Here is a 22,460-nt window from a genome sequence, read left to right on the forward strand (position 1 = left end):
TTAGGACACCTCCCCGTCAGAAAGGTTGGATTCCACTTGCTGACGTTCGTATTGTTCACGGTACCAGCCGCCCAGCTCGAGCAGCGTTTCATGGGTACCTTGTTCGATAATTTGACCTTTTTCCAACACGACGATCCAGTCGGCATGTTCAACCGCGGACAACCGATGCGTGGAAATGAGCGTCGTTTTGCCGGAGCGTTTGCTGCGAATGTTGGTAATGATTTTCGCTTCGGTACGCGCATCGACAGCAGATAAGGCATCGTCCAGAATCAGAATTTCCGGATCGGCGATAAATGCTCTGGCCAGCGAGACACGCTGCTTTTGTCCTCCGGAAAGGGCAACGCCTTTTTCACCGACTAACGTATCAAGACCGTCTGACAGCGTGCCAAGATCCTGGTCAAATGCAGCGGTACGTATAGCTTCCATAATGTCGTCGTCAGGCGCATCCTTCATCCCAAACTGGATATTCTGACGGACCGTCTTGGAGAACAGAATCTGTTCCTGTGGAACATAGCCGGCCCATCCGTGAAGCTGATTCAGTGCGATGTTCTGAATTGGCACACCGGAGATGGCAATCTCACCGGTGCCGAGCGGATATTCATGGAGCAACTGCTTTAATAGCGTCGACTTACCGCTGCCCGTTTTTCCAACGATGCCTAACGTTTCTCCACGACGAATCGTCAGATCAATGTGCTCCAAATTGTTGATCGTTGAAGTAGGGTAACGGAAGGTTACATCTTTAAACTGGATGGTCTCAGGAGCCTTCACATTCGTCGGATTTGGTGCATCCTGTACATCTGGAGTTACGCTCAGCGTTTCGTTCACACGATCTAGCGAAGCGCCTCCGCGCTGCATGACGTTAATCAATTCACCGATGGCAAACATCGGCCAAATCATCATCCCTAGGTACATGTTGAAGGATACGAGATCGCCCAGGGTTAATTCGTTATGAAATACGAGATACATGCCGTATGTCAATCCGATCGCATAACTGAGTCCGACACAAAAGCGAATAGTCGGTTCAAAGTAAGCGTCAACTTTGGCCACAGCTAAGTTTTTCTTGTAAACGTCGTTCGTAATTTCCTCAAAGCGTTTTTCATCATGCCGTTCTTGTACATAGGCGCGGATGACGCGGATGCCCGCTACCGATTCCAATACCTGATCGTTCATATCCCCGAAAGCATCCTGAGCAAGCGTATAACGCTCGTGGATAATCCGACCGTAGATCTTCATCGCCAGAGCAATGAAGGGGAGAGGAATGATGGCCGCGAGGGTCAGCTTCCAGCTGATCAGTGTACTCATGGCGATAAATATGACGGACAAATATGCGGTAGAATCGGTAAGTGTCAGCATACCGAACCCGGCGGTTGTGGCGACTGCGCGTAAATCGTTTGTGGCCCGAGCCATGAGGTCACCGGTGCGGCTCCGTTCAAAGAACGGCGGAGTCATTCGCAGCAGGTGGCTCATGAAGCGGGAACGCAGCAGGCGTTCCACCAGATTTGATCCCCCAAACAGTTCCCGCATCCATATGTACGTAATCAGGTAGATAAAAATAAGTACGCCGATGATTAATGCGATGTATTTCGTTAGTGAGCCCCAGGTTACCGTGCCGGCGACTATTTCATCGATGGCGCTGCCGAGCAGTCGAGGCGGGGCAAGTTCCACGATTCCTGCGACGATGAGAAAAATAAGCCCAATGGTGTAGCGCTTTTTTTCTCGGCTGAAAAACCAGCCTAAATTTTTCAAAACAGAGAACATTTCGTTGGTCTCCTCCTTATCTTTCTGTAGATGACATTGTTAAACAGTTTTTCACATTCATCGTTATCATTTGTGCTTGTTTCCGAGTTTACCTCTACAGTGGTTTGAAACCGCAAAAAAGGCATATCGCTCGTAAACGATATGCCTTAAGACCATAACATATGTTCGCGTTCGTTACTTGATGCAAGTAACCTCCGCGTATGATATTGCCGAATCCCGTAAAACAACGGGGCGGTTAGTACTTAGTACTATGCAAATCCAATCCTGCAGGGGTTACTCCGGTATTCAGTTGTTTGCGGTCCGCTTTTTTAAACGCGGGATTATATTTAAACTTGAACACCATTTCTCACCCTTTCTAATTTGGTAATTAATTGAAATCTGATCTCGTATGTTCACGATTCTACACCCGTTTTCGGAAGGTGTCAAACCTATTTTTCATAATGTATTTAACAGAATGAATGAGTTGACGATCATTTGTTTGGCATTCATCACAAATTAGTCTAAAATATAAACAAACGTGAGAGGAGGAGAGTCTGATGATCAAGGTTACTCATGAAGCCGCCGATTGGTTCAAACGCGAACTGGGTCTTGAAGCAGGGCAAGCGGTACGATTTTTTGCGCGCTACAGCGCAGGCGGCAATTTGCATCCCGGATTCTCGCTCGGGATCGACGTTGACCGGCCGGTATCGCCGGGGATTACCTCGGTGGTGGAAGGAATTACGTTCTTTATGGAGGAGCGGGACATGTGGTATTTGAATGGTTATCATTTGAACGTGTCCTACGATCAGGGATTAGGCGACATTGAATATGAGTATGAAGCGGCTGGTCCACCGAATTAATCGATCATTGGGTTATGCCGAAACGCATCAGTATGATTAGCCAGGTGTCTATTTTTTTGAAGAATAGCGAAGAGGCCCGTTTTTGGCGGGCCTTCTATTTATCTTGGGACTTATTATGATTTTTTTAAAAAAAGTTCATGGCATTAAATCATGCTATCTTCCATCGCAAACTCAAAGTCCCCGATATCAAATACCTGTATCGGCATTTCTGCTTCGATAATTCGGCGGATCAGTTCAAGCTGGTCGGTTAACACTGGAGCGTTCTCCCGCTGAGCGGTCAGTACGATTTCGGTCTCAATCGGGTCGAGTAATTCGCCGTATCTCTCATTATCAATCGCGTTGACTACGGTCCAAGAGATTTGGTCACCAAAGAGAATCGATGGGCTTTTTGACCAGGGGACACCTAGGGCCCGTTCCAGTTTTTTGCGGTTTAACGGTTCTTCTAAATAGGCGATCAACTCGCCAATTTTATGTTTGACATGCAGGTCGTCGGCGGGATCGTTCATGAGCGGCTCCGGACTGTTTTGAAATTCATAAAGCTCCATGATTGTGGTGTAAGGTACAATATATTCCACAGGTGCTTGCGGCACCATCAATTCTCCGTATATCGCCACCATCACGGCTTCAATGACAAATCGGCGTGACATGGTCAATCCTCCTAAAGCGGTCTTTGCCTGGTTACTGTATAGCTGAGCAGTACTACGAATTTACTAAGGAGTATACCACACATGGTATATAAATTCAGCTTTGACAAAGCGAAAATGGCATTTATCCCTAGGTAAAAGAGATTTTATCTAATGAATCGGAACTTGCTAGACGGCAAAACCCAACTGACGGAGGAGACGCTATACTGGATTAAGCAGCAACAAGGACTTTATATACTTCGTTTATACAGAGGATGTGTTTTTAACTTTGAAGCATTGGAAGACTTATTTTAGATTCGTTCGTCCCTATACTAAATGGATCATCGTCACTTTGCTGATTGGGATGCTCAAGTTCGGCATTCCATCATTGCTTCCTTTGGTTCAAAAATATGTAGTCGATGATATTTTACTAAATCAGGCCATTGATATTGGGCAAAAGGTATCACAGCTTATGGTGGTGCTTGGCATCACATTTGTCTTGTTTGTCATTGTTCGGGGGCCGGTAGAGTATGCGAGGCAATATTTTGCCCAGCTCATTACTGCTAAAATTTTGTTCGACCTTCGCAATCGGCTCTACGAGCACCTGCAGCGATTATCGCTCAGATACTACCAGAATACCAAGGTCGGCGAAGTCATTTCTCGCTTTATTAACGATGCGGAGCAGACGAAAAATATCGTAGAGGTCGGGATGATGAACGTATGGCTGGACACGTTTACGCTCGTCTTTGTGCTTGGGTTTATGTTCTATTTGAACCCGGTGTTGACCCTCGTATCGATTGCAATTTTTCCGCTGTATGCCATTGCGGTGAAAATTTTGTACAAGCGGCTGAAAAAGCTGACCAAAGAACGTTCCGCTGCCCTCGCCGGTATCCAAGCCTACTTGCACGAGCGTATTCAAGGCATTTCAGTTATCCGCAGCTTTGCGCTGGAGCGGTACGATCAGAAGAAGTTCGAGGGCATCAATGGCAAGTATCTGCAAAAAGCGATGGCTCACAGCCGATGGAATGCCTGGACGTTTGCCATTATCAACACGATGACCGACATCGCGCCGCTGCTTGTGATTGGTTATGGTGGATACCAGGTCGTTCAAGGACATCTGACCCTGGGAACGTTTGTTGCATTTTTTGGATATCTGGACCGACTTTACGCGCCACTAAAACGGCTTATTAACTCTTCGACGGTGCTGACGCAAGCTTCTGCTTCGTGGGAACGAGTGTTGGAGCTGCTTGAAGAGCCTTATGACATGACGGATGAGCCGGATGCGGAGGTCATGACTTCAGGGAACCACGGTATTGATCTTCGAAATGTGTGGTTTAAATATCAGGAGGAGGGCACATGGGTGCTCAAAAATATTTCTCTCCAGGTTAACCCGGGTCAAACGGTAGCTTTTGTTGGAATGAGTGGAGGAGGCAAGTCTTCGCTGGTCGGTCTGATCTCTCGTTTCTACGATATCCAAAAAGGCGCGCTTACTGTAGGCAGTGAAGATGTGCGCCACTGGACAATGGAAAGCCTACGTAGTCAAATCGGGATGGTGCAGCAGGACAACTTCCTGTTCAGCGGCAGCGTGCGCGACAACATCCTGCTCGGACGTCCCGATGCAGATGAGGAGGCGGTAATCGCCGCAGCCAAGGCGGCCAACGCCCACGATTTTATCATGGAGCTGCCGCAGGGCTACGATACGGAAGTGGGGGAGCGGGGCGTCAAGCTGTCCGGCGGCCAGAAGCAGCGGATCGCAATCGCCCGCGTCTTTTTGAAGGATCCGCCGATTTTGATCCTCGACGAAGCGACCTCGGCGCTGGATCTGGAATCCGAGCATCTGATTCAGCAGTCCCTTCAGCAGCTGTCGCGGAGCCGTACGACACTCATCGTCGCGCACCGTTTGTCCACCATAACACACGCCGATCTAATCATCGTCATGAAGAATGGTGAGATCGCCGAGCGAGGCACGCATGAGGAACTGATGGCTAACCCGGATGGTGTGTATGCGCAGCTATACAGCATTCAGAACCTGAATTCACAGCCTCAGCCAGCTATTTGAAGGATGCTGGGGCAGTCGCAAAAATATTTCAAATAAAGGTCCCCTCTTTTTGAGGGGACCTTTTGCAATAAACAGGATCCATGTGCCTATTAGTTCAAGGGCTGTATGATATTCAAACGGGCTTGGCCCAATTGGGCGCTCTGCTGAATGGAGGAGATCGGTGCTTGAAGACTTTCTTTTTCGCCGCCCTTGTCAGGATGAACCATCAGACCTCCAAGATGCCCGGTATAAGACACTAGCAGCACGCCGACCAGGGCGGCAGCTAGGTAAATAGCGTTTCCGCCGAGTTCTTTCTTTTTACGGAAATGGAACCACAACCGGATGAGTGATAACGCAATGAACAAGAACATGGTCATATTCGCGAATAACTCATGTCTTTCAACAAGCGCTTCCTCCGATTCCTCTGGTCCTGTCATCACGGCAGCGATAGCCCCTAGTGTTCCGATGATCAAACAGAGAAAGGCGGCGGTGTGCCAGTCCTTTTTCTTGAGGAAAACAGCGGCTAAATCAAACAAAAAGCTGAATAAGAGCATAGCAATCGGTACGTGAATGACGATGAAATGCAGATTGTTTACTAGGTAACTCATTAAGAATCCCTCCAACTTGGAATTTCGTTTCTAAGAACATTATGCAGCTTGTTTCTTTAAATTTTCTTAAAAAACGATGGAGGATCAAATTTTCTCGTTACAGGTTATAGAGCTTATACGAAGAGAGGTTGCTCCAAGATGAATGTGTTCTTGGAACAACCTCGCCTGTATTACTTTACCATTTTCCGATCAGCAACGATAGAATTCCGGCAGCGATCAGTGGGCCTACAGGAACGCCGCGGAAGAAAGCGACGCCGAGCACGGTGCCGATTAAGAGGCCAGCTACGACGGTTGGTTGGTTTCCCATGAGCGTTGCGCCCCGGCCGCCAAGCCAGGCCACGAGGATACCGACGCCGATGGCAAGAAGGGATTTCCAGTGAAGAAAAGAGGCCCATAGCGTTTGAACGGATATTTTGCCGCTGGCCACTGGTGTCATCACTCCGATGGTCAGTACGATAATACCCAGCGTCAGTCCATATTTCTCCAGCCATGGAAACGTGTTATTCAAATGCAGCACCCGAAGAAGCAGTAAGACGATCATGGCGACAGTGATTGGCATATTGCTGCTGAAAATACCGAGTGCAGCCATAACCAGTAACAGTAAAGCGGTGACATCAATTTGATTCATGTTAAAACTCCCTCTAGTTCGGATTCACGGGGACCTATTTTCCGCGGTACGCCATAATATGCTCTGCGATCAAACGGCCATGCTCGCGCCCCGTTTCGATAAACACCTCATTAGCGTTACGCCCTGAGGCGATAACACCGGCGACATATAAACCATGGACGTTCGTTTCCATCGTTTCCGGGTCGAACACCGGCTTATCCATATCTTCCGACAGCTCAACTCCAGCTGCAAACAACAATTCACGGTCCGGACGAAAGCCGGTGAGAGCGAGCACAAAATCGTTAGGAATAGTGATGAGACTACCGTCTATTTCCGATTTGATTTCGACTTCATCTGGCCGGATAGCCACGATTTTGGATCGCAGCTTCAGCTGAATTCTGCCCTTATCGACCATACTATCAAAGATTGGCTTAACCCACGGCTTGACCGACGCAGATAGCTTTTCCCCTCGGCATACCACTGTTACTTCAGCATTGACGCGTATTAACTCCAGAGCGGCATCGACCGCGGAATTACTTCCACCGATAATAGCTACTCGCATTCCGGTATAAGGGTGAGCCTCCTGGAAATAGTGGGACACTTTGTCGGTATTTTCTCCGGCGATGCCTAAAATATTGGGATGATCAAAATACCCTGTAGAGATAATGACATGTTTTGCTTCATATTCCCGAGTTTTTCCCCCGCGTTTCACGGAGTGTACGAGGAAAGTACCGTCCGCTTGGCGGGTGACATTCGTTGCTTCCTCATAAGCCGCTACGGGAACGTTATAGAAATCACTAACCTTTCTATAATAAGCAAGCGCTTCATGGCGATATGGTTTTTCATTTGAAGTCGCAAACGGGATATCCCCGATTTCCAGCAGCTCCGGAGAGCTGAAAAATTGCATATGGATAGGATAAGAAAAAATGGAATGAACAAGACAGTTTTTCTCCAGTACTAGGGCATTTAATCCACGCCGCTGGCATTCGATCGCCGCCGATAATCCGCATGGTCCTGCTCCAATTATTATGACATCCTGCATAGGAGACCTCCTAAATCGCATTTCTGAAAACATAGTTTTTCCAAAACAATACCATCCTACAGCAAATGATTAAGATTCGCCAGTTGTTCATCATTTTCGTAAGCAAAACGAGGTATGACAAACCTATGACATTTCAAATTTTAAGGGTGCACAAGTAACCTTTTTGGAGTACACTAAGGGTGTAAGCGTTTGCGTTAAATTTAAACTATTGAAAGGGAGGCACCGGTCATGAAGTTATGGTTTAAAAGGAAACGTCAGCCTGCTCATGTCGGCATCCCGACTGCCGTGGAGGTCTCGCTGGATCAGGTGAGGGAGGCAGTACTACATTATGAAGCTGAAATGCCCCAAGGGGTAACCCGGTTGTCGCTGCTGCTGCCCGACGGAAGTCTGGACATGAAGCGTTTGTCGAGATATTTAGGTGGGATATCGGACCAAAAGTTTTATTTGTCGAAGGAAACTTATGAGATTTTTAATGAAGCCGACCGTCAAATTCCGTACTACTTGGATATGGTTCAGGCAGCGGTCGACAACTATATGGAGGAGCAGGGCAAACTTCCTTTGGTAAAAGGTTCGTCCCAATCCGAGGTGGATTTTCGGTTGTTGATGAGAGAGCATTACCTGCGCGAATTGCCGCCGTTTCCCCTGTATATGACGGATGAGGAATTTATGCTCACCCATAAGCCAAGTAAGTGAATTAAATTTTCTGCTCAAATATATTTATTAATAATAAAAGCGCAAGATCCGTCTGTGGGTCATGCGCTTCTTGTTTTTACGTTTTTCTTATTGACAGGTTGTTTTACAATAGAGGAAAGACAGCTAGAGAAAGTAGGGGGAAACCATTGCAGCTCAAAGCAGTGATGTTTGATTTGGATAATACGCTGATGGATCGGGACTATACGTTTCGAAGTTTTGCGAGGCAACTCACGATAGAATGCTTAGTACCTATGGCGGACGACGCCCGCGAGAAACTGGTTGACGATATCGTGGAAAGGGATGCGGACGGATACAGGGATAAAGACGGTTTTTTTCTAGAGCTGCTCGACATATTACCTTGGAAAAAACATCCGGAGCTAGGCGAACTGAAGCAGTATTACGACCGCTATTACATGTCTCACGCAAAGGTGATGGATCATGCATTGGAGGCGCTTGAAGCCTGCCGCTCTATGGGACTTCGCCTAGGTATCATTACAAATGGGACCAGCCATTTGCAGCATGGTAAAATTGACACTCTACAGCTTAGAGATTATTTTGATGCGATTGTGGTTTCTGGAGATGTTGGCATTCGCAAGCCGGATCAGCAAATTTACCTTATGGCCTTGGAACGCTTAGGCTCACGACCGGAGGAGACTGTCATCATTGGCGATCATCCGCGGAATGATATATGGGGAGCAGCGCAGGTGGGCGTTCGAGGGATTTGGCTGATTCGCAAGCACCGCTGGGACGAGGGGCTCGAAGGAGGCAGACCTTGGAAAACAATCTCGGAATTGAATGAAGTCGTACCACTGCTAACTGAAAGTACTCATCTGGGCTGAAGGAGTTTCACGGGAAGTATTGCCAAGGAAACTATTGACAAACGATGTATTCATCCACTATGATGTTTACAAATCTTTTTAAGGAGGCTGATGATTTATGAATAGAGTTGTTACTGTTCTAAACGATTCGTTGACATCTCATTTTGTAAATACGGTCTTCTTGACGGAAATGGATTTTGCGTTGACGCATTGATGGGGGTCTAGTTGGTTCTTGACCAATCATTTACGTCAGCTATAAATTGGTGAATCCAGCCGTGGGACCGTTTTACGTTCCCGCGGCTTTTTGCTGTCTCTTCAGAACACTAAGCTTCTGAAGTAGGCAATAGGGGTTAGAAATGAACCGGCTCTGTCTTTGTTAGCAAAGGCAAGGGATGGTTTGTTTATTGCAACCTTAACATGCAAAGCGCGGGACTGATGTTCCCGCGCTTTTTTAGCTTTGGCGGGGATTAGATGGTCTTAGAGGTATGGAGGAGCTTCTTGATCTGTTAAGAGGGCCTGAAAAAAGAGACAGGATTTGAAATGAAATCACAGAGTTGAACATTTTAAGGAGGACTCACCATTGGATTTGAACGTATGGGGATGGAATAGCGAGCGGGATACCGCTTTTGAGCAATTAGGACTTGAACATGTATGTCCGGCACGAGTCATTGCCGACCACGGCCGGAAATACCGCGTCATCACGCCGCGCGGAGAAGGTTGGGCGGAAATGACAGGCAAGCTGCAATTTGAACTGGGCGAGCGGAGTGAATATCCAGCCGTTGGTGATTGGGTAGCGCTGCGATATTTGGAAGATGAGGGGGCGGATGGAGTCATCCATGGCTTGCTACCTAGAAGTAGCCGTATTTCCAGACGCGCCGCTGGCTCGGTTCCTATGGAGCAGATCGTTGCGGCTAACGTTGACCTGTTGTTTTTAGTTGCCGCACTCAACCAGGATTTCAATCTGCGACGACTGGAAAGATATTTGATCATGGCTTGGAACAGTGGGGCTTCGCCCGTTGTTGTTCTAAGCAAAGCAGATTTATCCGATGATCCGGAACGACATGTTAGCGATGTGGAGCTTATCGCTCCTGGTGTCCCGGTAATTGCAGTCAGTGCATTACAGGATGAAGGGAAGGAACAAATCGATGCTTTGCTGAAGCCAGGCGTGACCGTAGCTTTGACGGGATCGTCAGGTTCGGGAAAATCCACTATCGTCAACTGGATGGCCGGGCAGGATATTCAGCTGACTCAGGAAATCCGCGAAGATGATAGCCGTGGGCGACATACGACGACCCATAGGGAGTTGTTTCTGCTTCCTCAAGGCGCGGTTATGATTGATACACCAGGAATGCGTGAGCTCCAATTATGGGATGATGACGGCGGCTGGTCAGAAGCGTTCAACGATATAACCGAGCTAGCCAAACAGTGCCGTTTCAGCGATTGCCACCATGAGCTGGAGGCTGGTTGCGCGGTTAAAGAGGCGATCCAAAGCGGTCAACTGGATCCTAAACGCCTGGATAATTACCTGAAAACGCAGCGCGAGCTAAAATATCAGGCGGCTAAGGAACGAAGCCGTCAGCGTGCGGTAAAAGCAGCTGTTGGAAAAAGCGAGGCTCCTCGCGGTAAAGGCGCACAGCGCAGACGTTATGAACGGGATTGGGAGTAAGTATATCGAAATGGATTAACAAGATGTATAATACGAAAACCGCTGGGGGAAGTCCTCCAGCGGTTATAAATGTGAAAGCCTGTTTATTTGTTGTTTGAAGATAGTGGCAGCCATTTTAAAACATCCTGAATCTTGGCATCCCAGTAACCCCACTCATGCGTACCAGGCCCTTCTTCATAGGTCAACGGTAAGCCGGCAGTCGTGCAAGCTTCACGGAAAACCTGGTTGTCTTCGTACAGGAAATCTTCCGTTCCGCAGCATTGGTACAGCTTAGGAACCGGTTTGCCATCCTGGCCTACTTGCTTCAGCAGCTTAAGAAGGTCATTTTCCGTATTTTCTGGCCCGGTTTCTCCGAATATGTAACGGAATAGAGGAGTAAACTCCAGGCTGGATTGGTAGCTATTCGTAATGTTGAGTGCCCCTGACAGGCTAGCCGCTGCACAGAACACCTCCGGTTTGCGCAAAGCGAGCTTAAATGCGCCATATCCGCCCATCGATAAGCCGGCGACAAAGGTATCCTCACGTTTGTCGGATAGCGGGAAGAAAGAGCGGCAGAGGTGCGGCAGCTCCTCGCTGACAAAGGTCCAGTAACGGTTGCCTTGAGCCATATCGGTGTAGAAGCTGAGATCAACCTGCGGCATGACGACGGCAAGCCCGAGCCCGGAAACATAACGTTCAATCGAGGTCCGGCGCAGCCAAATCGAATCGTCATCGGACATGCCGTGCAGCAAATAAAGGGTAGGGTAAGGACCTGAAACAGCGCTGGCGGACATACCGATTTGTTTTGTGGCGGGCTCCGGCAAAATGACGGTCATGGAAGTGCTGAGCCCTAAGGTTTCCGAGAAGAAGCGACATTGAAAAAGTGCCATAGATCAAGCTCCTTTGTATGGGGTTGTTCAAGAAACGAAAATTCAGCATTCGTCGAAATATAATCGCTTCCTAAACCCCTATGAATTTGCAAGGACAGGCCCGTTGACCTTGCAACGCCTGACCTTAGTTCGATTATATCGCGAATAGGCTGATTTCTAAATATTACAAATCACAACCGGATCATGCTACAATGAAACAACGAGCCATAGGTCGGTAGAAAGAGAAGACAACAATGGGGGTGGAGAGATGGCTTTCCCCTGGAAAAGAAATCTATATGTGCTGTGGACCGGTGTGTTTTTCTGCAGTATGGCCTATTCGATGGTCATACCGTTTATGTCTCTTTTCATTGCACATGATCTCGGGGTAAAAGAAAATTTGACGGTTTGGTCCGGCTTTGCTTTCGGTATCACTTTTTTAGCCGGTGCCTTAATCGCTCCGTACTGGGGATCGCTATCGGACAAGTATGGTCGCAAGCCAATGCTGCTGCGTTCGGGATTTTCTTTATGTGCGGTCTATATTTTAAATTCATTCGTACAAGATCCTTATCAGCTAATCGCCGTGCGAATTTTGTCCGGACTGCTGGCGGGTTATGTTCCGTCCGCAATTGCGCTTGTAGCAACGAACACGCCGGAGAAGCACGTCGGTTTTTCCCTTGGCATTATGTCTACGGCCGGTGCGGCCGGCGGGATCATCGGACCGATGATCGGCGGATCGCTAAGCAAATTTATCGGATACCGGGAATCATTTTTGGCTGCGGGAGCTGTGGTCCTATTATCAGCTTTAATTGCCTGGATTTTCGTTAAGGAAGAGAACTATGACCGGAACCGAGCACGCTCTCATGTGCAGGACGATCTTAAGGAGGCTTCCGCTAACCGACCGCTGATGAACAATTTGGTGGTTGTACTCATAGTAACGACCTCAGTTATGGTATTGGAGCCGTTGCTGTCTCTTTACGTTCTAAACCTGGGGGCTTCGACGGCAAATGCGTCTTTTAGCTCGGGCATTATCTTCTCGGCGGTGGGCATTTCTACCGTGTTAGCCGCTCCGTTCTGGGGAAAAATTGGCGAGCGAATCGGGTATCGGAATACATTAATCATCGGTCTAATCGGTGGAGGAATCGGGAATTTTCTGCAACTCTTCTTCCACAGCTTAGTCGGTTTCGGCGTTCTGCGTTTTGTGTATGGGTTGTTCTTTGCGGCTGTTTTCCCGGCTTTAAATGCGCTGATCGTCCAAGCGACCAAACCGGAATTTCGAGGTAGGGCGTTCAGCCTGAACCAATCATCCAGCCAGCTTGGCAATATGGCCGGGCCGGTTATAGGCGGGGTGCTCGGGAGTTGGATTTCAATTCCGCATGTCTTTGTCCTGAATGGGATTTTGCTTAGTCTAACCGCATTTACGCTTCAGTTCAACTTGAAGGGTCGCCGGGCGAATAAAGCCTCGGAGGATATCCGTGTTTAAAACTTAAAAAGAAAAAGTAGAAACTCCCCTTACGCTGCCAATAGCGAGCAAAGGGGAGTTTCTACTTTCCAAATCATTCGTAGATTAATAGAGAGAAAGAGCCAGCGAATCAAACTCGCTCTTGCTGTGAAGGATCGCTTCGGAACCTTCAATTTCGATGCTGATCAGCGAACCCAAGCATTTCTTCAATGCCTGCTTGCCGTTCCTATATTTGTTTTCTAGCGCGCTGGTCAGCAGTTTCAAGGTACGCTGTACAGGTTGCTTGCTGTCGACGTTGAAGTAAACCGGAACAAGATTGTTTTGGAAGTTAATTAAAATTTTCATGGTAATCACCTCTATACAGTGGTCTCATAGTAATTATTGTAGGTTTGAAAACTTAAAAATAGATTAAGAAAACATTATAATTCAATAAATATTTGATGACGGTAGCAAGATAGATTGGTCTTTCTTTTTCCGGCTTATTTCTATTACGATTTACCGATAAAAAAAGTTTCATGCTATAAAAAAATAAGTTCCTATTCCTATTTTTATGGGTCTATTGGTATGGTTTGGCAAAATTTCCCGGGCGTTAGTCATTAAATAAATGTTATTATTACTACAAACGGTCTAATAGATAAGTTATTTTTCGTAGTAAAGAAGGTGGCAGCAGTTTAGGACTAGACGCAATGAAGGAGGTGGACTAATGACTACGGCCGATGCATTCCGATATCTGACCGCAGCATCTCATGTCGACAAAGCTTGTTGGTTAAATTACTACACAAATGCACAAACGTATGAGGAATGTTTCCATGTCTCAGGGGAGCAGTTGGTTATCGTAAAGAGTTTGAATGGTGCCTCCCCAGACCGGATGACGATCGGAATCAACATGGTGCAGCAGATCTGCAAATCGCTAGCAGGAAGAATGAAATTGAATGCTCGAACTCCTGAAGGACTTCCTGCCCTAATGATGTCTAAGAATCAGTTCCAACACATCGTTCGTCAGTCAGAATATATGGATCTGGAACAATTGACAACCAGTCTGTCGGAAATGACAGACGATGTGGAAAGCACGATCGCACTTGCTAGGTGCCTCAAGAAACCTATGGCGCATGGAGAAATCCGACTTTTTACGAGGACCAAAGGTGGATGGGACGTGCAAAATGCCCAATTTATGAACAATGATCATATGAACTGGCTTATTCGTTTTAGCGCGAAAACTGATGAAGATTGGCTTATTGCTACACCTACACCGAAAGCGAAGTTTCTGGAGATGCTCCAGCTATGGCTAATGCAGCCTGCAGAATCCTGGACTAAAGACAATAAAATGGTATCCTTTCATTTATAGCACCGGGTAAGAACAAAATTGACCAACCATCAATTCATATAAGGCCGCTCCTTTGGGGGCGGCTGTTTATTTTGTAAAGGGTGTTGATTTCTGAACCACAAGTGTATATATTGTATATATACAATGCGAACAAAGAGCACATACAGAAAGAAAGGTGAAATATGGACATTTTGCTTTCCCATTCATCCGGGGAGCCCATATATCTGCAGATCGTTAGACAAATCCGAGAAAGTATTATGCAGGGTAAGCTTGTTCCCGGGACGGCGCTGCCTTCCATTAGACAGCTGGCCAAGGATTTACAAATCAGCGTCATTACAACGAAACGGGCTTATAACGAGTTGGAGCAGGAAGGTTTAATCGACTCAGTGGTCGGAAAGGGATCATTTGTTGCAGGTGGAAATCAAGAGTTTATCCGTGAGCAGCGCCTTCGGGCTCTGGAGGGTAAGCTTCGGGAAGTTCTAGAGGAGTGCCGAAGTATCCCGATAAGTAACGATGAACTCATGGAATGGATCAAGCTGTTAGAGAGTGAAGGAGGCCATACAAAATGATGAATGCAATTGAAATCAACGGGTTAACGAAGCATTACGGCGGATTTACGATGACGGATGTCAGCTTTGAAGTGCCTAAAGGATACATTACCGGGCTCATTGGCCCAAACGGAGCGGGCAAAAGCACGGTCATCAAAGCGATTATGGGAATGGTGATTCCGGAAAAGGGCAAGATCACGGTGTTGGGGCAGGACACGAGCTCGGATCAGGGAACCTACAAACAGGATATCGGCTATATTTCCGATGAAAATATTTATTACGATTACTTGTCCATGGAGCAAATGAAGCGGATTATCGCACCTTTCTACTCTCGCTTTGATGAAGAGGCCTTTGACAAATACATGAATTTGTTCGAATTGCCCAAACGGAAAAAGATAAAAGACTGTTCTAAAGGGATGAAGATGAAGTACGCGATCGCCCTGGCCTTGTCGCATCACCCATCACTGTTAATCATGGACGAGCCGACGGCCGGTCTGGATCCTGTTTTTAGACGCGAACTGCTCGATTTGCTGGCAGATTACATCTTGGACGAGCAAAATACGATTTTATTTTCCACCCATTTAACGACCGATCTGGATCGGGTTGCGGATTACGTCACCTTCCTGAACCGAGGCCGTCTCGTATTTGCGGACAGTAAAGATGAGGTGCTGGAAAGCTATTATATCGTGAAGGGCGGCAAAGACCTTCTAGACAACGATGTACGGAAATCGCTGATCGGTATTCGCGAATCCGGTGTAGGATTTGAAGGACTTGGGAAGGATCGGCAGGCCATGCAAGAGTTGTTTGGAAATAAGGTGCTGTTTGAACAGCCTTCATTGGAGGAAATTATGTATTTTACGGCCAAAGGGGGAAAACAAAGTGCATAACTTAGTGCATTTAGTCCGCAAAGATTTAATGCTGATGCAGCGTTACTTGTGGTTGATAGCGATATATGCCGTCGTTTTTTCCAGCTTTGTGCAGTCCGGGAATTCTCCACTTTACGGGATGCTGCCGGGAATGGTGTTGATTCTTATCCTGAATACAGACATTCGTCTCCCAAATCAGCATTTCCTAGTTAGCCTACCGGTGCGACGCAGATTTTTGGTAATGTCAAAATACGTCTCGTGCTTAATAGGTATCGTAGCGGCTCTTTTCTGCTGCCTTCTTTTAAATGCGGGTGCCGATGCGATGTATGGCAGACCGATACATTGGGACTGGTCGTTAACTTTTACTCTCTTGCTTGCACAAGTTTTGTTCATGTCGCTGTATATACCGTTCTACTATTGGCTTGGACTCAAAGGCGCCCAGTACATGAACGTAGCGATGATTGTCGTACTGATGGTCGGAAGCCAGGTTGTTTCGGAATTGCTCGGCGGCGAAGATGCGATAAAGCTACTAACTACAGTTGGCCAGCATCCTTATGCGGCGGGGCTGTTAGGGGTTAGCGTGACTCTGCTTGTTATGGTCATCTCTTATTTCATATCGCGCGCTATTTTTACAAGAAGAAATCTGTAGAAACTCTGTGGGTGATTAAATCACACCCCTTTATGGGCAATCTTGAGAGACGGGCTGTTCGAATCGAAGTATAACACAGCCTACATAACTCTCATGAACAGGAGTGTGTGATGAAATGCCTGAGCGACAGACTGAACGCCAACGTTTTCAAGGAAAGACCGCGATTGTAACTGGAGCTGGGTCCGGGATCGGCAAAGCGGCTGCGATGAAGCTTGCGAGTGAAGGTGCCAGCGTGGCGCTGTTTGATTTGCTGGATGACCGTACCCAGCAGGCGGAGCAGGAAATCAATGCCAAGTTTCCCGGTGCAGCTCGCTCCTATGATGTGGATGTCGCAGACCCCAAACGGGTGGAGGATGCGGTGCGTGAAGCCGCCGAGCATTTTGGCAGGATCGATATCGTATTTGCAAACGCTGGTATAAATGGTAAGCTGGCTCCGGTAGAGGAGTTAAGTTATGAGGATTGGAACAAGACATTGAGCATTAATTTGAGCGGGACATTCCTGACGGTTAAGCATACGGTTCCTTACCTGAAACATCAGGGGGGAGGCAGCATCATCATCACCAGCTCGGTTAACGGGAATGACCGCTTCTCCGGATTCGGAATGTCAGCCTACAGCACAACGAAAGCAGGGCAGGAGGCCTTTGGTAAAATGATCGCGTTGGAGCTGGCCAAATTCAAAATCCGAGTAAATGTCATTTGTCCCGGAGCGATTTCGACGAACATCGACGCCTCTACGAAAGTTAGCAAGGATCTAGAGGAAATTGTCATTCCGGTAAAATATCCCGAGGGTTCCCAACCGCTAGCGGATGGTCCGGGAAAACCGGAAAATGTGGCAGATCTGGTCGCTTTCTTGGCCTCGGACGAGTCAATACACATAACCGGCGCTCGGATTGTGATCGACGGAGCGGAATCACTGCTATAAAGAGAGAAAAATAGTGAAAAGGGCTGCCCTTTGAAGTCATTTTAATGACAAAAGGCAGCCTTTTTTCTGTTAGCGCGTTATTTATTTGCGCTTGTGTTCGTTCCTCTGTACAACAAGATCAGTCTTAAGCTAAACAAACATATAACTAGCCAAGCTCCGCCTGCGGAAAACCCGGCAATGACATCACTCGGATAGTGTACGCCAAGGTAAATGCGGCTAATACCAATCATGATAATAAGAAAGGCAATTGAGAATGTGAGAATAATTTTTGGCAGTTTGGACACCAGAAACATGTAAACCAGCACTCCAAGCATCCCATAGAAAACAAAAGAAACCATAGAATGCCCACTCGGAAAACTGTAGCCGGTTTCTTCAATTAAACGATGCAGTGTAGGTCTTTGCCGATGAAATAGCCACTTCAACCATTGATTAAAAAGCACGCCTCCGCTTATGGCAATAACTAAGAATAGCGCTTCCCACCGTTTCTTTTGCCGTATCATGAGCGTCACAGAAATAAATAAAACCACGACGAGTGCGGTTGTGGACCCTAGAAAAGTGAATAATTTCATCACGGTTGTGAGTCGTGGAGAGATTAGGCCTTGCACCAAATCGATAATCGTATGGTCAAAAAGGAATAGCTTTTGTTCCATAAGCTCGTCCGCAAAGTGGGTAAATATAATGACAAAAAAAGATAAGATTAAGGCAGAAGCTAGCCAATATTTCTCTGTTTGCCATCGAACTCGATCTGCTTTCATCTGGATGCCCCCTGTAAACTATTATGGCTTTATGATTAAATACACTTGTACCTTACAAAAGTTTACGCTAAATATTGACATATTAAAAGTTTGGGTAGTGAATCAACGAAAAACAACAGCACAGAAAATGGAGATCTAATTCTCCTTCCGTTAGGAATTATGCTAGCTCTAAAGCTGATACCGAAACCGGTTATTGAAGCGTCCAGGGCTAAAGCGGAAGAAATCCGACGGAATGGGAAACCAAAAAATTGGGTGACCGGAGCGATCTTCATTCTGATTTGGGTGCTGCTCGCGATATGGGCAGGAGAAGTTATGTTGCGGATGCTGTGGTATGATAGGGGTTAAGAGCTATCTAACTTGAGATCAATATGATAATTATCGAAAGTGATTTGTGCAAAGGAGGGAGAAGCGGTGTTATCTTGGCTTGCAGAGCAGAGAATATCGGAGGCGATCGCACGCGGGGAATTCAATCATTTGCCCGGAAATGGGCGACCGTTGCAGCTTGATGATTTATCCGGGGTTCCTGAGGATTTACGAATGGCCTATAAGCTGATGAAAAACGCTGGTTATGTGCCCGAGGAAATCAGCTTGCAGAATGAATGCGTACAGCTAAGAGACCTGATTGAAGCCTGCACGAACGATGCGGAGAAGAAGGAGCTAAAGAAGCGATTGTCAGAGCAGCAGCTTCGGTTCAACCTGCTCGCTGATCAGCGCGGTCTGCTTTTTAATCCAGCTTTCCGGCAGTATGAAGAACAAATTCGCCGGAAGCTGGAGTAACCCTTAGCTGAAGGCGCGGCTGGCTTTTATAGCTTTAGCCGAGAAGGGCCCAAGGTAGGGCTTAGCGAGTAGTATCGGGAAGCAATCTGCGAATCATCGCCTCCGTAAGGATGAACGGTTTATGCGAAATTTGATCCAATAGGAAATGCCCAACCAATTCTTGAGCTTTAACGTCTTCGGGGTGGTCGATCAATCCACTGATGTAGGCCAGCCAGCCGATGACGGTTTCTGGGCGTGTTCCTGCCCTGCGCAGCGAAGAGATGCCAAAATCTCCATGGCGTTTGGCGAGTCGGCGTCCGTCTTCGCCCAGCAGCAGCGGGGCATGGGCAAACGCTGGCGGCGTGAGACCAAGCGCAGCGTACAAATGGAGCTGGCGCGGCGTGGAATCGAGCAAATCGTCTCCGCGCAGCACATCGGTGATCTCCATAGCGGCGTCATCTAGGGTTACAGCTAATTGATAGGAGAACAGCCCATCTGCACGGCGCACCACAAAATCACCGCCACTTCCCGGAGGGAAATGCTGCGGTCCGGCGATTCCATCTACAAAAAGGGTGGCCTCCTGCCCCAGTGAGAAGCGGAGCGATGGGGATTTGGTCTTCGCTTTTTTCATTCGTTCAGCTTCACTGAGATGACGGCATTTTCCGGAATATGGCGCTCCTTCAGAGGATAACCCGTGCGGTGCACCGGCGACGGCGAGTAACTCTGCTCTGCTGCAGAAGCAAGGATATAGGCGTCCATCCTGCTTTAATCGGGCTAGAGCCTCCTCATAAAGCGCAGTCCGCTGGCTTTGCCAATAGGGGGCATGTAGGTTAGCCGCTCCCGGACCTTCATCCCAATCCAAGCCGAGCCAGCGCAGATCAGCAATGATCCGTTCGGTGATCTCCGGTTTGGAGCGCTGAATATCAATATCTTCAATTCGCAGCACAAAAACACCTGCAGCAGCACGCATTTGCAGCCAGGAAAGCAAAGCGATCTTCGCGTTCCCCAAATGCATGTCACCGGAAGGCGTCGGGGCAAATCGTCCTCGTCTCATGACGTCACTTCCCTTACTCCTCTTTCTTATCGTACATGTCCTTGTTCTTCTATTTTACGCGAAAAATTAAAGTCTGTCCCGTGGTTCGACCTCTGTAGGGGAGGTAAGCGGGGAAACAGATGGACCTATTGTCTCAGACAAAGCCTCTTTTTTTTCAATTTCGATCTTTCGGATCCGGCTGTCTTCTCTCTCCAGCACGGTAAACCTCAGATTCTCGTACTCAAGCCGACTTCCTTCTTCGATATCCATGTTCTGCCCGAAAATCCAACCGCCAATCGTATCGGTGTCCTCGTCTTCCAAATCGGTAAGCAGGAGGTCATTGATTTGCGAAACCGATACCTTTCCGTTCACAATCAGGTGATTCGGCGCGATTTCGGTGATTTCCTGCTCCTCCTCCGTATCAAATTCGTCGCGAATTTCGCCGACGATTTCCTCCAGCAAATCTTCAATAGTTACCATTCCGGAGGTTCCTCCATATTCGTCGATAAGAATCGCAATGTGAGAACGTTCTTTTTGCATTTTCGTAAGTAATTGGGTGAGCGGAATATTTTCGGATACCGTCATAACCGGCCGGACTAAAGAGCTGAGCGGGGCCTTCGGCTGCTCCTCACGAACAAGAAACAGCGCCTTCGTATTAATGACCCCAATGATGTCGTCCTTATCCTCGCGGATCACGGGAAATCTCGTATACTGCTCACGTTTGATAATATCCAGGTTCTCATTTCGCGATTTATTCACATGCAGACAGACCATATCCGTTCTAGGTACCATAATATCCTTAGCCAGGAGTTCGTCAAAGGCAAAAATTCGGCTCACAAAGCTGTATTCGCTTTTGTTGATCTGTCCGCTTTCCAAGCTTTCGCTAAGCAGCTCCTGCAGCTCCTCCTCTGTGTGCGCATCGTTCCAGCCTCCAGAAGCCCTGAGGCCAAACAGAGAGACGATTTGGCGGGAAGAACGGTTAAGTAACCAGATGATAGGGGATAGGGAAGAAGACAAAGCAAGAAGCGCCCAAGCTGAGGCCAACGCGAAGCTTTCTCCACGCTGCGCTGCGAGAACCTGGGGAACAAGTGAGCCAAGCACAACGTGAAGATACGTAATGAGCACAAATGAGATAAGAAACGATAAAAATGTTTGCATCGGCTCGGACAAGGATCTGTATGTAAACAAAGGTTCCAGCATCTGGTGCACTGCGGGTTGACCCAGCCAGCCTAATGTGAGGGAGAGCATCGTAATGCCGAGTTGGCAGGTGGACAGTACCTGATCAGTTCGCGGGATCAGTTTGCGCAATGAAATGGCGCCTCGCCGTCCTTCGCGAACCATCAACTCTACCCGGCTCGGGCGCAATCCGCGTACCGAAAACTCCGCGATGACGAATAATGCGGTAGCCGCAATGAGAAGCCAAATGACCAGCAGCTCCAATAGAAAATTTCTATCCAGATTCATCAAGTTAGGCTCCTTTGCATGCAAATTCAACACCTCGATGGTAAAATCGTTAAAGTAAATGTATTCGTAGTGTAACCCGTAAGGAGAGAATGATGACGATTAAGTTGCCTATGCCTATAGATGAAGTGATTCCATCCTTAAAAATGAGTCTTAGGACTGCCGGTGCAGCGATATTGCTGGCCGAGCCTGGCGCAGGCAAAACGACGCGCACGCCGCTCGAGCTGCTGGAAGAGCCGTGGATGGATGGCCAAAATATGATTCTGCTGGAGCCAAGGCGGCTCGCCGCTCGGTCTGCGGCCATATTCATGGCCAAGCAACTGGGAGAACCCGTGGGGGAAACGGTAGGGTATCGAATGCGAACCGAAACCTGTGTGTCCCGAAAAACACGGATTACAGTTGTAACGGAAGGGGTATTAACTCGAATGCTGCAGCACGATCCGGCACTGCTCGGCATTGGGCTAGTCATTTTTGATGAATTTCACGAGCGAAGCCTGCATGCTGATCTCGGTTTGGCATTAGCGTGGCAAAGCCGACAACTGCTTAGGGAAGATCTGCGGTTGTTAATTATGTCGGCGACCCTGGATCCTTCGCCAATCGCTGAGCTGCTTGGGAATGCTCCGGTTATAGAAAGCCGCGGACGCGTCTACCCGGTAGAGACGACTTACCTTTCTCGGGCGCCGCAGGAGCCGCTTGAAAAAGCAGTTGAACGAGCGGTACGCGCGGCCCTTGCGGCGCATACCGGGAGTCTGCTCGTTTTTCTTCCGGGGGCCCGCGAAATTCGGCGAGTTGCAGCGTTACTTGCCGGGGTGCTACCGGGTGAGGTATTGCTAACGCCGCTGTATGGTGCGCTGCCGTTGGAAGAGCAACGCAAGGCGATCGAGGCGGTACCGGCAGGAAAGCGCAAAGTCGTGCTGGCGACGTCGATTGCGGAGTCGAGCTTGACGGTCGATGGCGTGACGGTCGTCATCGACAGCGGGCTGCGGCGAACAGTGCTGTTCTCGCCGCGCACCGGAATGAGCCGCCTCGTGACAACGCGGGCGGCTCGCGACTCCGCCGACCAGCGGCGGGGGCGGGCCGGGCGTACGGCGCCCGGCGTCTGCTACCGCCTCTGGAGCGAGGCGGAGGACCGGGCGCTGGCGCCGCG

The 22,460-nt window shown here is 48.2% G+C and carries 24 protein-coding genes; 14 read left to right on the forward strand and 10 right to left on the reverse strand.

What is annotated here, in order from left to right:
- Entirely contained in the window at positions 1–1,758 is a 1,758-nt protein-coding gene (locus ACFQ3W_RS13405) for an ABC transporter ATP-binding protein (protein WP_379319727.1), read from the reverse strand.
- A gap of 536 nt (positions 1,759–2,294) precedes the next feature.
- Here ACFQ3W_RS13405 and ACFQ3W_RS13410 point away from each other — a divergent pair.
- Positions 2,295–2,597: a HesB/YadR/YfhF family protein gene (locus ACFQ3W_RS13410; protein ID WP_379319728.1), complete on the forward strand. Its 303-nt coding sequence runs from the start codon at positions 2,295–2,297 to the stop codon at positions 2,595–2,597.
- Between the two features lie 143 nt (positions 2,598–2,740).
- Here ACFQ3W_RS13410 and ACFQ3W_RS13415 read toward each other — a convergent pair whose 3' ends face one another.
- A complete protein-coding gene (locus tag ACFQ3W_RS13415; RefSeq protein WP_379319729.1) occupies positions 2,741–3,244 on the reverse strand; it encodes an ADP-heptose synthase in 504 nt (167 codons plus the stop codon).
- Between the two features lie 265 nt (positions 3,245–3,509).
- On the opposite strand from ACFQ3W_RS13415, the gene ACFQ3W_RS13420 reads away from it, so the two are divergent.
- The gene (locus ACFQ3W_RS13420; RefSeq protein ID WP_379319730.1) at positions 3,510–5,279 is read left to right on the forward strand and encodes an ABC transporter ATP-binding protein; all 1,770 of its coding nucleotides are present in this window, start codon (positions 3,510–3,512) and stop codon (positions 5,277–5,279) included.
- Between the two features lie 89 nt (positions 5,280–5,368).
- Here ACFQ3W_RS13420 and ACFQ3W_RS13425 read toward each other — a convergent pair whose 3' ends face one another.
- From ACFQ3W_RS13425 to ACFQ3W_RS13435, 3 genes are all read right to left on the reverse strand, one after another.
- Positions 5,369–5,866 carry a DUF2231 domain-containing protein gene (locus ACFQ3W_RS13425; RefSeq protein WP_379319731.1) on the reverse strand — a complete coding sequence of 166 codons (498 nt, stop codon included), beginning with the start codon at positions 5,864–5,866 and terminating at the stop codon, positions 5,369–5,371.
- 175 nt (positions 5,867–6,041) lie between these two features.
- Positions 6,042–6,494: a DUF441 domain-containing protein gene (locus ACFQ3W_RS13430; protein ID WP_379319732.1), complete on the reverse strand. Its 453-nt coding sequence runs from the start codon at positions 6,492–6,494 to the stop codon at positions 6,042–6,044.
- Between the two features lie 34 nt (positions 6,495–6,528).
- Positions 6,529–7,515 carry a YpdA family putative bacillithiol disulfide reductase gene (locus tag ACFQ3W_RS13435; protein ID WP_379319733.1) on the reverse strand — a complete coding sequence of 329 codons (987 nt, stop codon included), beginning with the start codon at positions 7,513–7,515 and terminating at the stop codon, positions 6,529–6,531.
- 228 nt (positions 7,516–7,743) lie between these two features.
- Between ACFQ3W_RS13435 and ACFQ3W_RS13440 the strand changes: the two genes are divergently transcribed.
- The 3 genes from ACFQ3W_RS13440 to rsgA all read left to right on the forward strand — a co-directional run bounded on the left by ACFQ3W_RS13440 (position 7,744) and on the right by rsgA (position 10,692).
- Positions 7,744–8,208, forward strand: a complete 465-nt coding sequence (locus ACFQ3W_RS13440) for a DUF3939 domain-containing protein (RefSeq protein WP_379319734.1) — start codon at positions 7,744–7,746, stop codon at positions 8,206–8,208.
- A gap of 146 nt (positions 8,209–8,354) precedes the next feature.
- Positions 8,355–9,047, forward strand: coding sequence for an HAD family hydrolase (locus ACFQ3W_RS13445; RefSeq protein WP_379319735.1), 693 nt, complete (start codon positions 8,355–8,357; stop codon positions 9,045–9,047).
- A gap of 559 nt (positions 9,048–9,606) precedes the next feature.
- Positions 9,607–10,692: a ribosome small subunit-dependent GTPase A gene (rsgA, locus tag ACFQ3W_RS13450; RefSeq protein ID WP_379319736.1), complete on the forward strand. Its 1,086-nt coding sequence runs from the start codon at positions 9,607–9,609 to the stop codon at positions 10,690–10,692.
- A gap of 83 nt (positions 10,693–10,775) precedes the next feature.
- Here rsgA and ACFQ3W_RS13455 read toward each other — a convergent pair whose 3' ends face one another.
- Positions 10,776–11,561 carry an alpha/beta hydrolase gene (locus ACFQ3W_RS13455; protein ID WP_379319737.1) on the reverse strand — a complete coding sequence of 262 codons (786 nt, stop codon included), beginning with the start codon at positions 11,559–11,561 and terminating at the stop codon, positions 10,776–10,778.
- A 247-nt stretch (positions 11,562–11,808) separates the two neighbouring features.
- Between ACFQ3W_RS13455 and ACFQ3W_RS13460 the strand changes: the two genes are divergently transcribed.
- Positions 11,809–13,020 carry an MFS transporter gene (locus ACFQ3W_RS13460; RefSeq protein WP_379319738.1) on the forward strand — a complete coding sequence of 404 codons (1,212 nt, stop codon included), beginning with the start codon at positions 11,809–11,811 and terminating at the stop codon, positions 13,018–13,020.
- 84 nt (positions 13,021–13,104) lie between these two features.
- Here ACFQ3W_RS13460 and ACFQ3W_RS13465 read toward each other — a convergent pair whose 3' ends face one another.
- Positions 13,105–13,344 (reverse strand): hypothetical protein, encoded by a 240-nt coding sequence (locus ACFQ3W_RS13465; RefSeq protein WP_379319739.1) that lies wholly within the window; start codon positions 13,342–13,344, stop codon positions 13,105–13,107.
- 358 nt (positions 13,345–13,702) lie between these two features.
- Between ACFQ3W_RS13465 and ACFQ3W_RS13470 the strand changes: the two genes are divergently transcribed.
- The 5 genes from ACFQ3W_RS13470 (at position 13,703) to ACFQ3W_RS13490 (ending at position 17,308) form a co-directional block, all read left to right on the forward strand.
- Positions 13,703–14,344, forward strand: a complete 642-nt coding sequence (locus tag ACFQ3W_RS13470) for a hypothetical protein (RefSeq protein ID WP_379319740.1) — start codon at positions 13,703–13,705, stop codon at positions 14,342–14,344.
- 161 nt (positions 14,345–14,505) lie between these two features.
- A complete protein-coding gene (locus ACFQ3W_RS13475) occupies positions 14,506–14,892 on the forward strand; it encodes a GntR family transcriptional regulator (RefSeq protein ID WP_379319741.1) in 387 nt (128 codons plus the stop codon).
- The gene (locus ACFQ3W_RS13480; RefSeq protein WP_379319767.1) at positions 14,892–15,758 is read left to right on the forward strand and encodes an ABC transporter ATP-binding protein; all 867 of its coding nucleotides are present in this window, start codon (positions 14,892–14,894) and stop codon (positions 15,756–15,758) included. Before ACFQ3W_RS13475 ends, ACFQ3W_RS13480 begins: the two co-directional genes overlap by 1 nt.
- Complete coding sequence (locus ACFQ3W_RS13485; protein ID WP_379319742.1) at positions 15,751–16,386, forward strand: ABC-2 transporter permease; 636 nt, start codon at positions 15,751–15,753, stop codon at positions 16,384–16,386. The genes ACFQ3W_RS13480 and ACFQ3W_RS13485 overlap by 8 nt, the downstream gene beginning before the upstream one ends.
- Positions 16,387–16,501: 115 nt before the next feature.
- Positions 16,502–17,308 (forward strand): SDR family oxidoreductase, encoded by an 807-nt coding sequence (locus ACFQ3W_RS13490; RefSeq protein WP_379319743.1) that lies wholly within the window; start codon positions 16,502–16,504, stop codon positions 17,306–17,308.
- 77 nt (positions 17,309–17,385) lie between these two features.
- Here the strand turns inward: ACFQ3W_RS13490 and ACFQ3W_RS13495 are convergent, their stop codons facing one another.
- Positions 17,386–18,063 (reverse strand): phosphatase PAP2 family protein, encoded by a 678-nt coding sequence (locus ACFQ3W_RS13495; protein WP_379319744.1) that lies wholly within the window; start codon positions 18,061–18,063, stop codon positions 17,386–17,388.
- A gap of 90 nt (positions 18,064–18,153) precedes the next feature.
- Here ACFQ3W_RS13495 and ACFQ3W_RS13500 point away from each other — a divergent pair, with 90 nt between their 5' ends.
- Together ACFQ3W_RS13500 and ACFQ3W_RS13505 are read left to right on the forward strand one after the other, a co-directional pair.
- Positions 18,154–18,408 (forward strand): hypothetical protein, encoded by a 255-nt coding sequence (locus ACFQ3W_RS13500; protein ID WP_379319745.1) that lies wholly within the window; start codon positions 18,154–18,156, stop codon positions 18,406–18,408.
- A gap of 66 nt (positions 18,409–18,474) precedes the next feature.
- Positions 18,475–18,840 carry a DnaJ family domain-containing protein gene (locus ACFQ3W_RS13505; RefSeq protein ID WP_379319746.1) on the forward strand — a complete coding sequence of 122 codons (366 nt, stop codon included), beginning with the start codon at positions 18,475–18,477 and terminating at the stop codon, positions 18,838–18,840.
- Positions 18,841–18,901: 61 nt separating this feature from the next.
- Here the strand turns inward: ACFQ3W_RS13505 and gluQRS are convergent, their stop codons facing one another.
- Positions 18,902–19,873, reverse strand: a complete 972-nt coding sequence (gene gluQRS / locus ACFQ3W_RS13510; RefSeq protein WP_379319747.1) for a tRNA glutamyl-Q(34) synthetase GluQRS — start codon at positions 19,871–19,873, stop codon at positions 18,902–18,904.
- Between the two features lie 66 nt (positions 19,874–19,939).
- Positions 19,940–21,316, reverse strand: coding sequence for a hemolysin family protein (locus tag ACFQ3W_RS13515; RefSeq protein WP_379319748.1), 1,377 nt, complete (start codon positions 21,314–21,316; stop codon positions 19,940–19,942).
- A 92-nt stretch (positions 21,317–21,408) separates the two neighbouring features.
- On the opposite strand from ACFQ3W_RS13515, the gene ACFQ3W_RS13520 reads away from it, so the two are divergent.
- The coding region (locus tag ACFQ3W_RS13520; protein WP_379319749.1) for a helicase-related protein at positions 21,409–22,460 on the forward strand (1,052 nt) is incomplete at its 3' end.

Origin of the sequence: Paenibacillus puldeungensis (assembly GCF_042678945.1) — a bacterium.
In the GTDB taxonomy this organism is placed as follows: Bacteria; Bacillota; Bacilli; order Paenibacillales; family Paenibacillaceae; genus Fontibacillus; species Fontibacillus puldeungensis.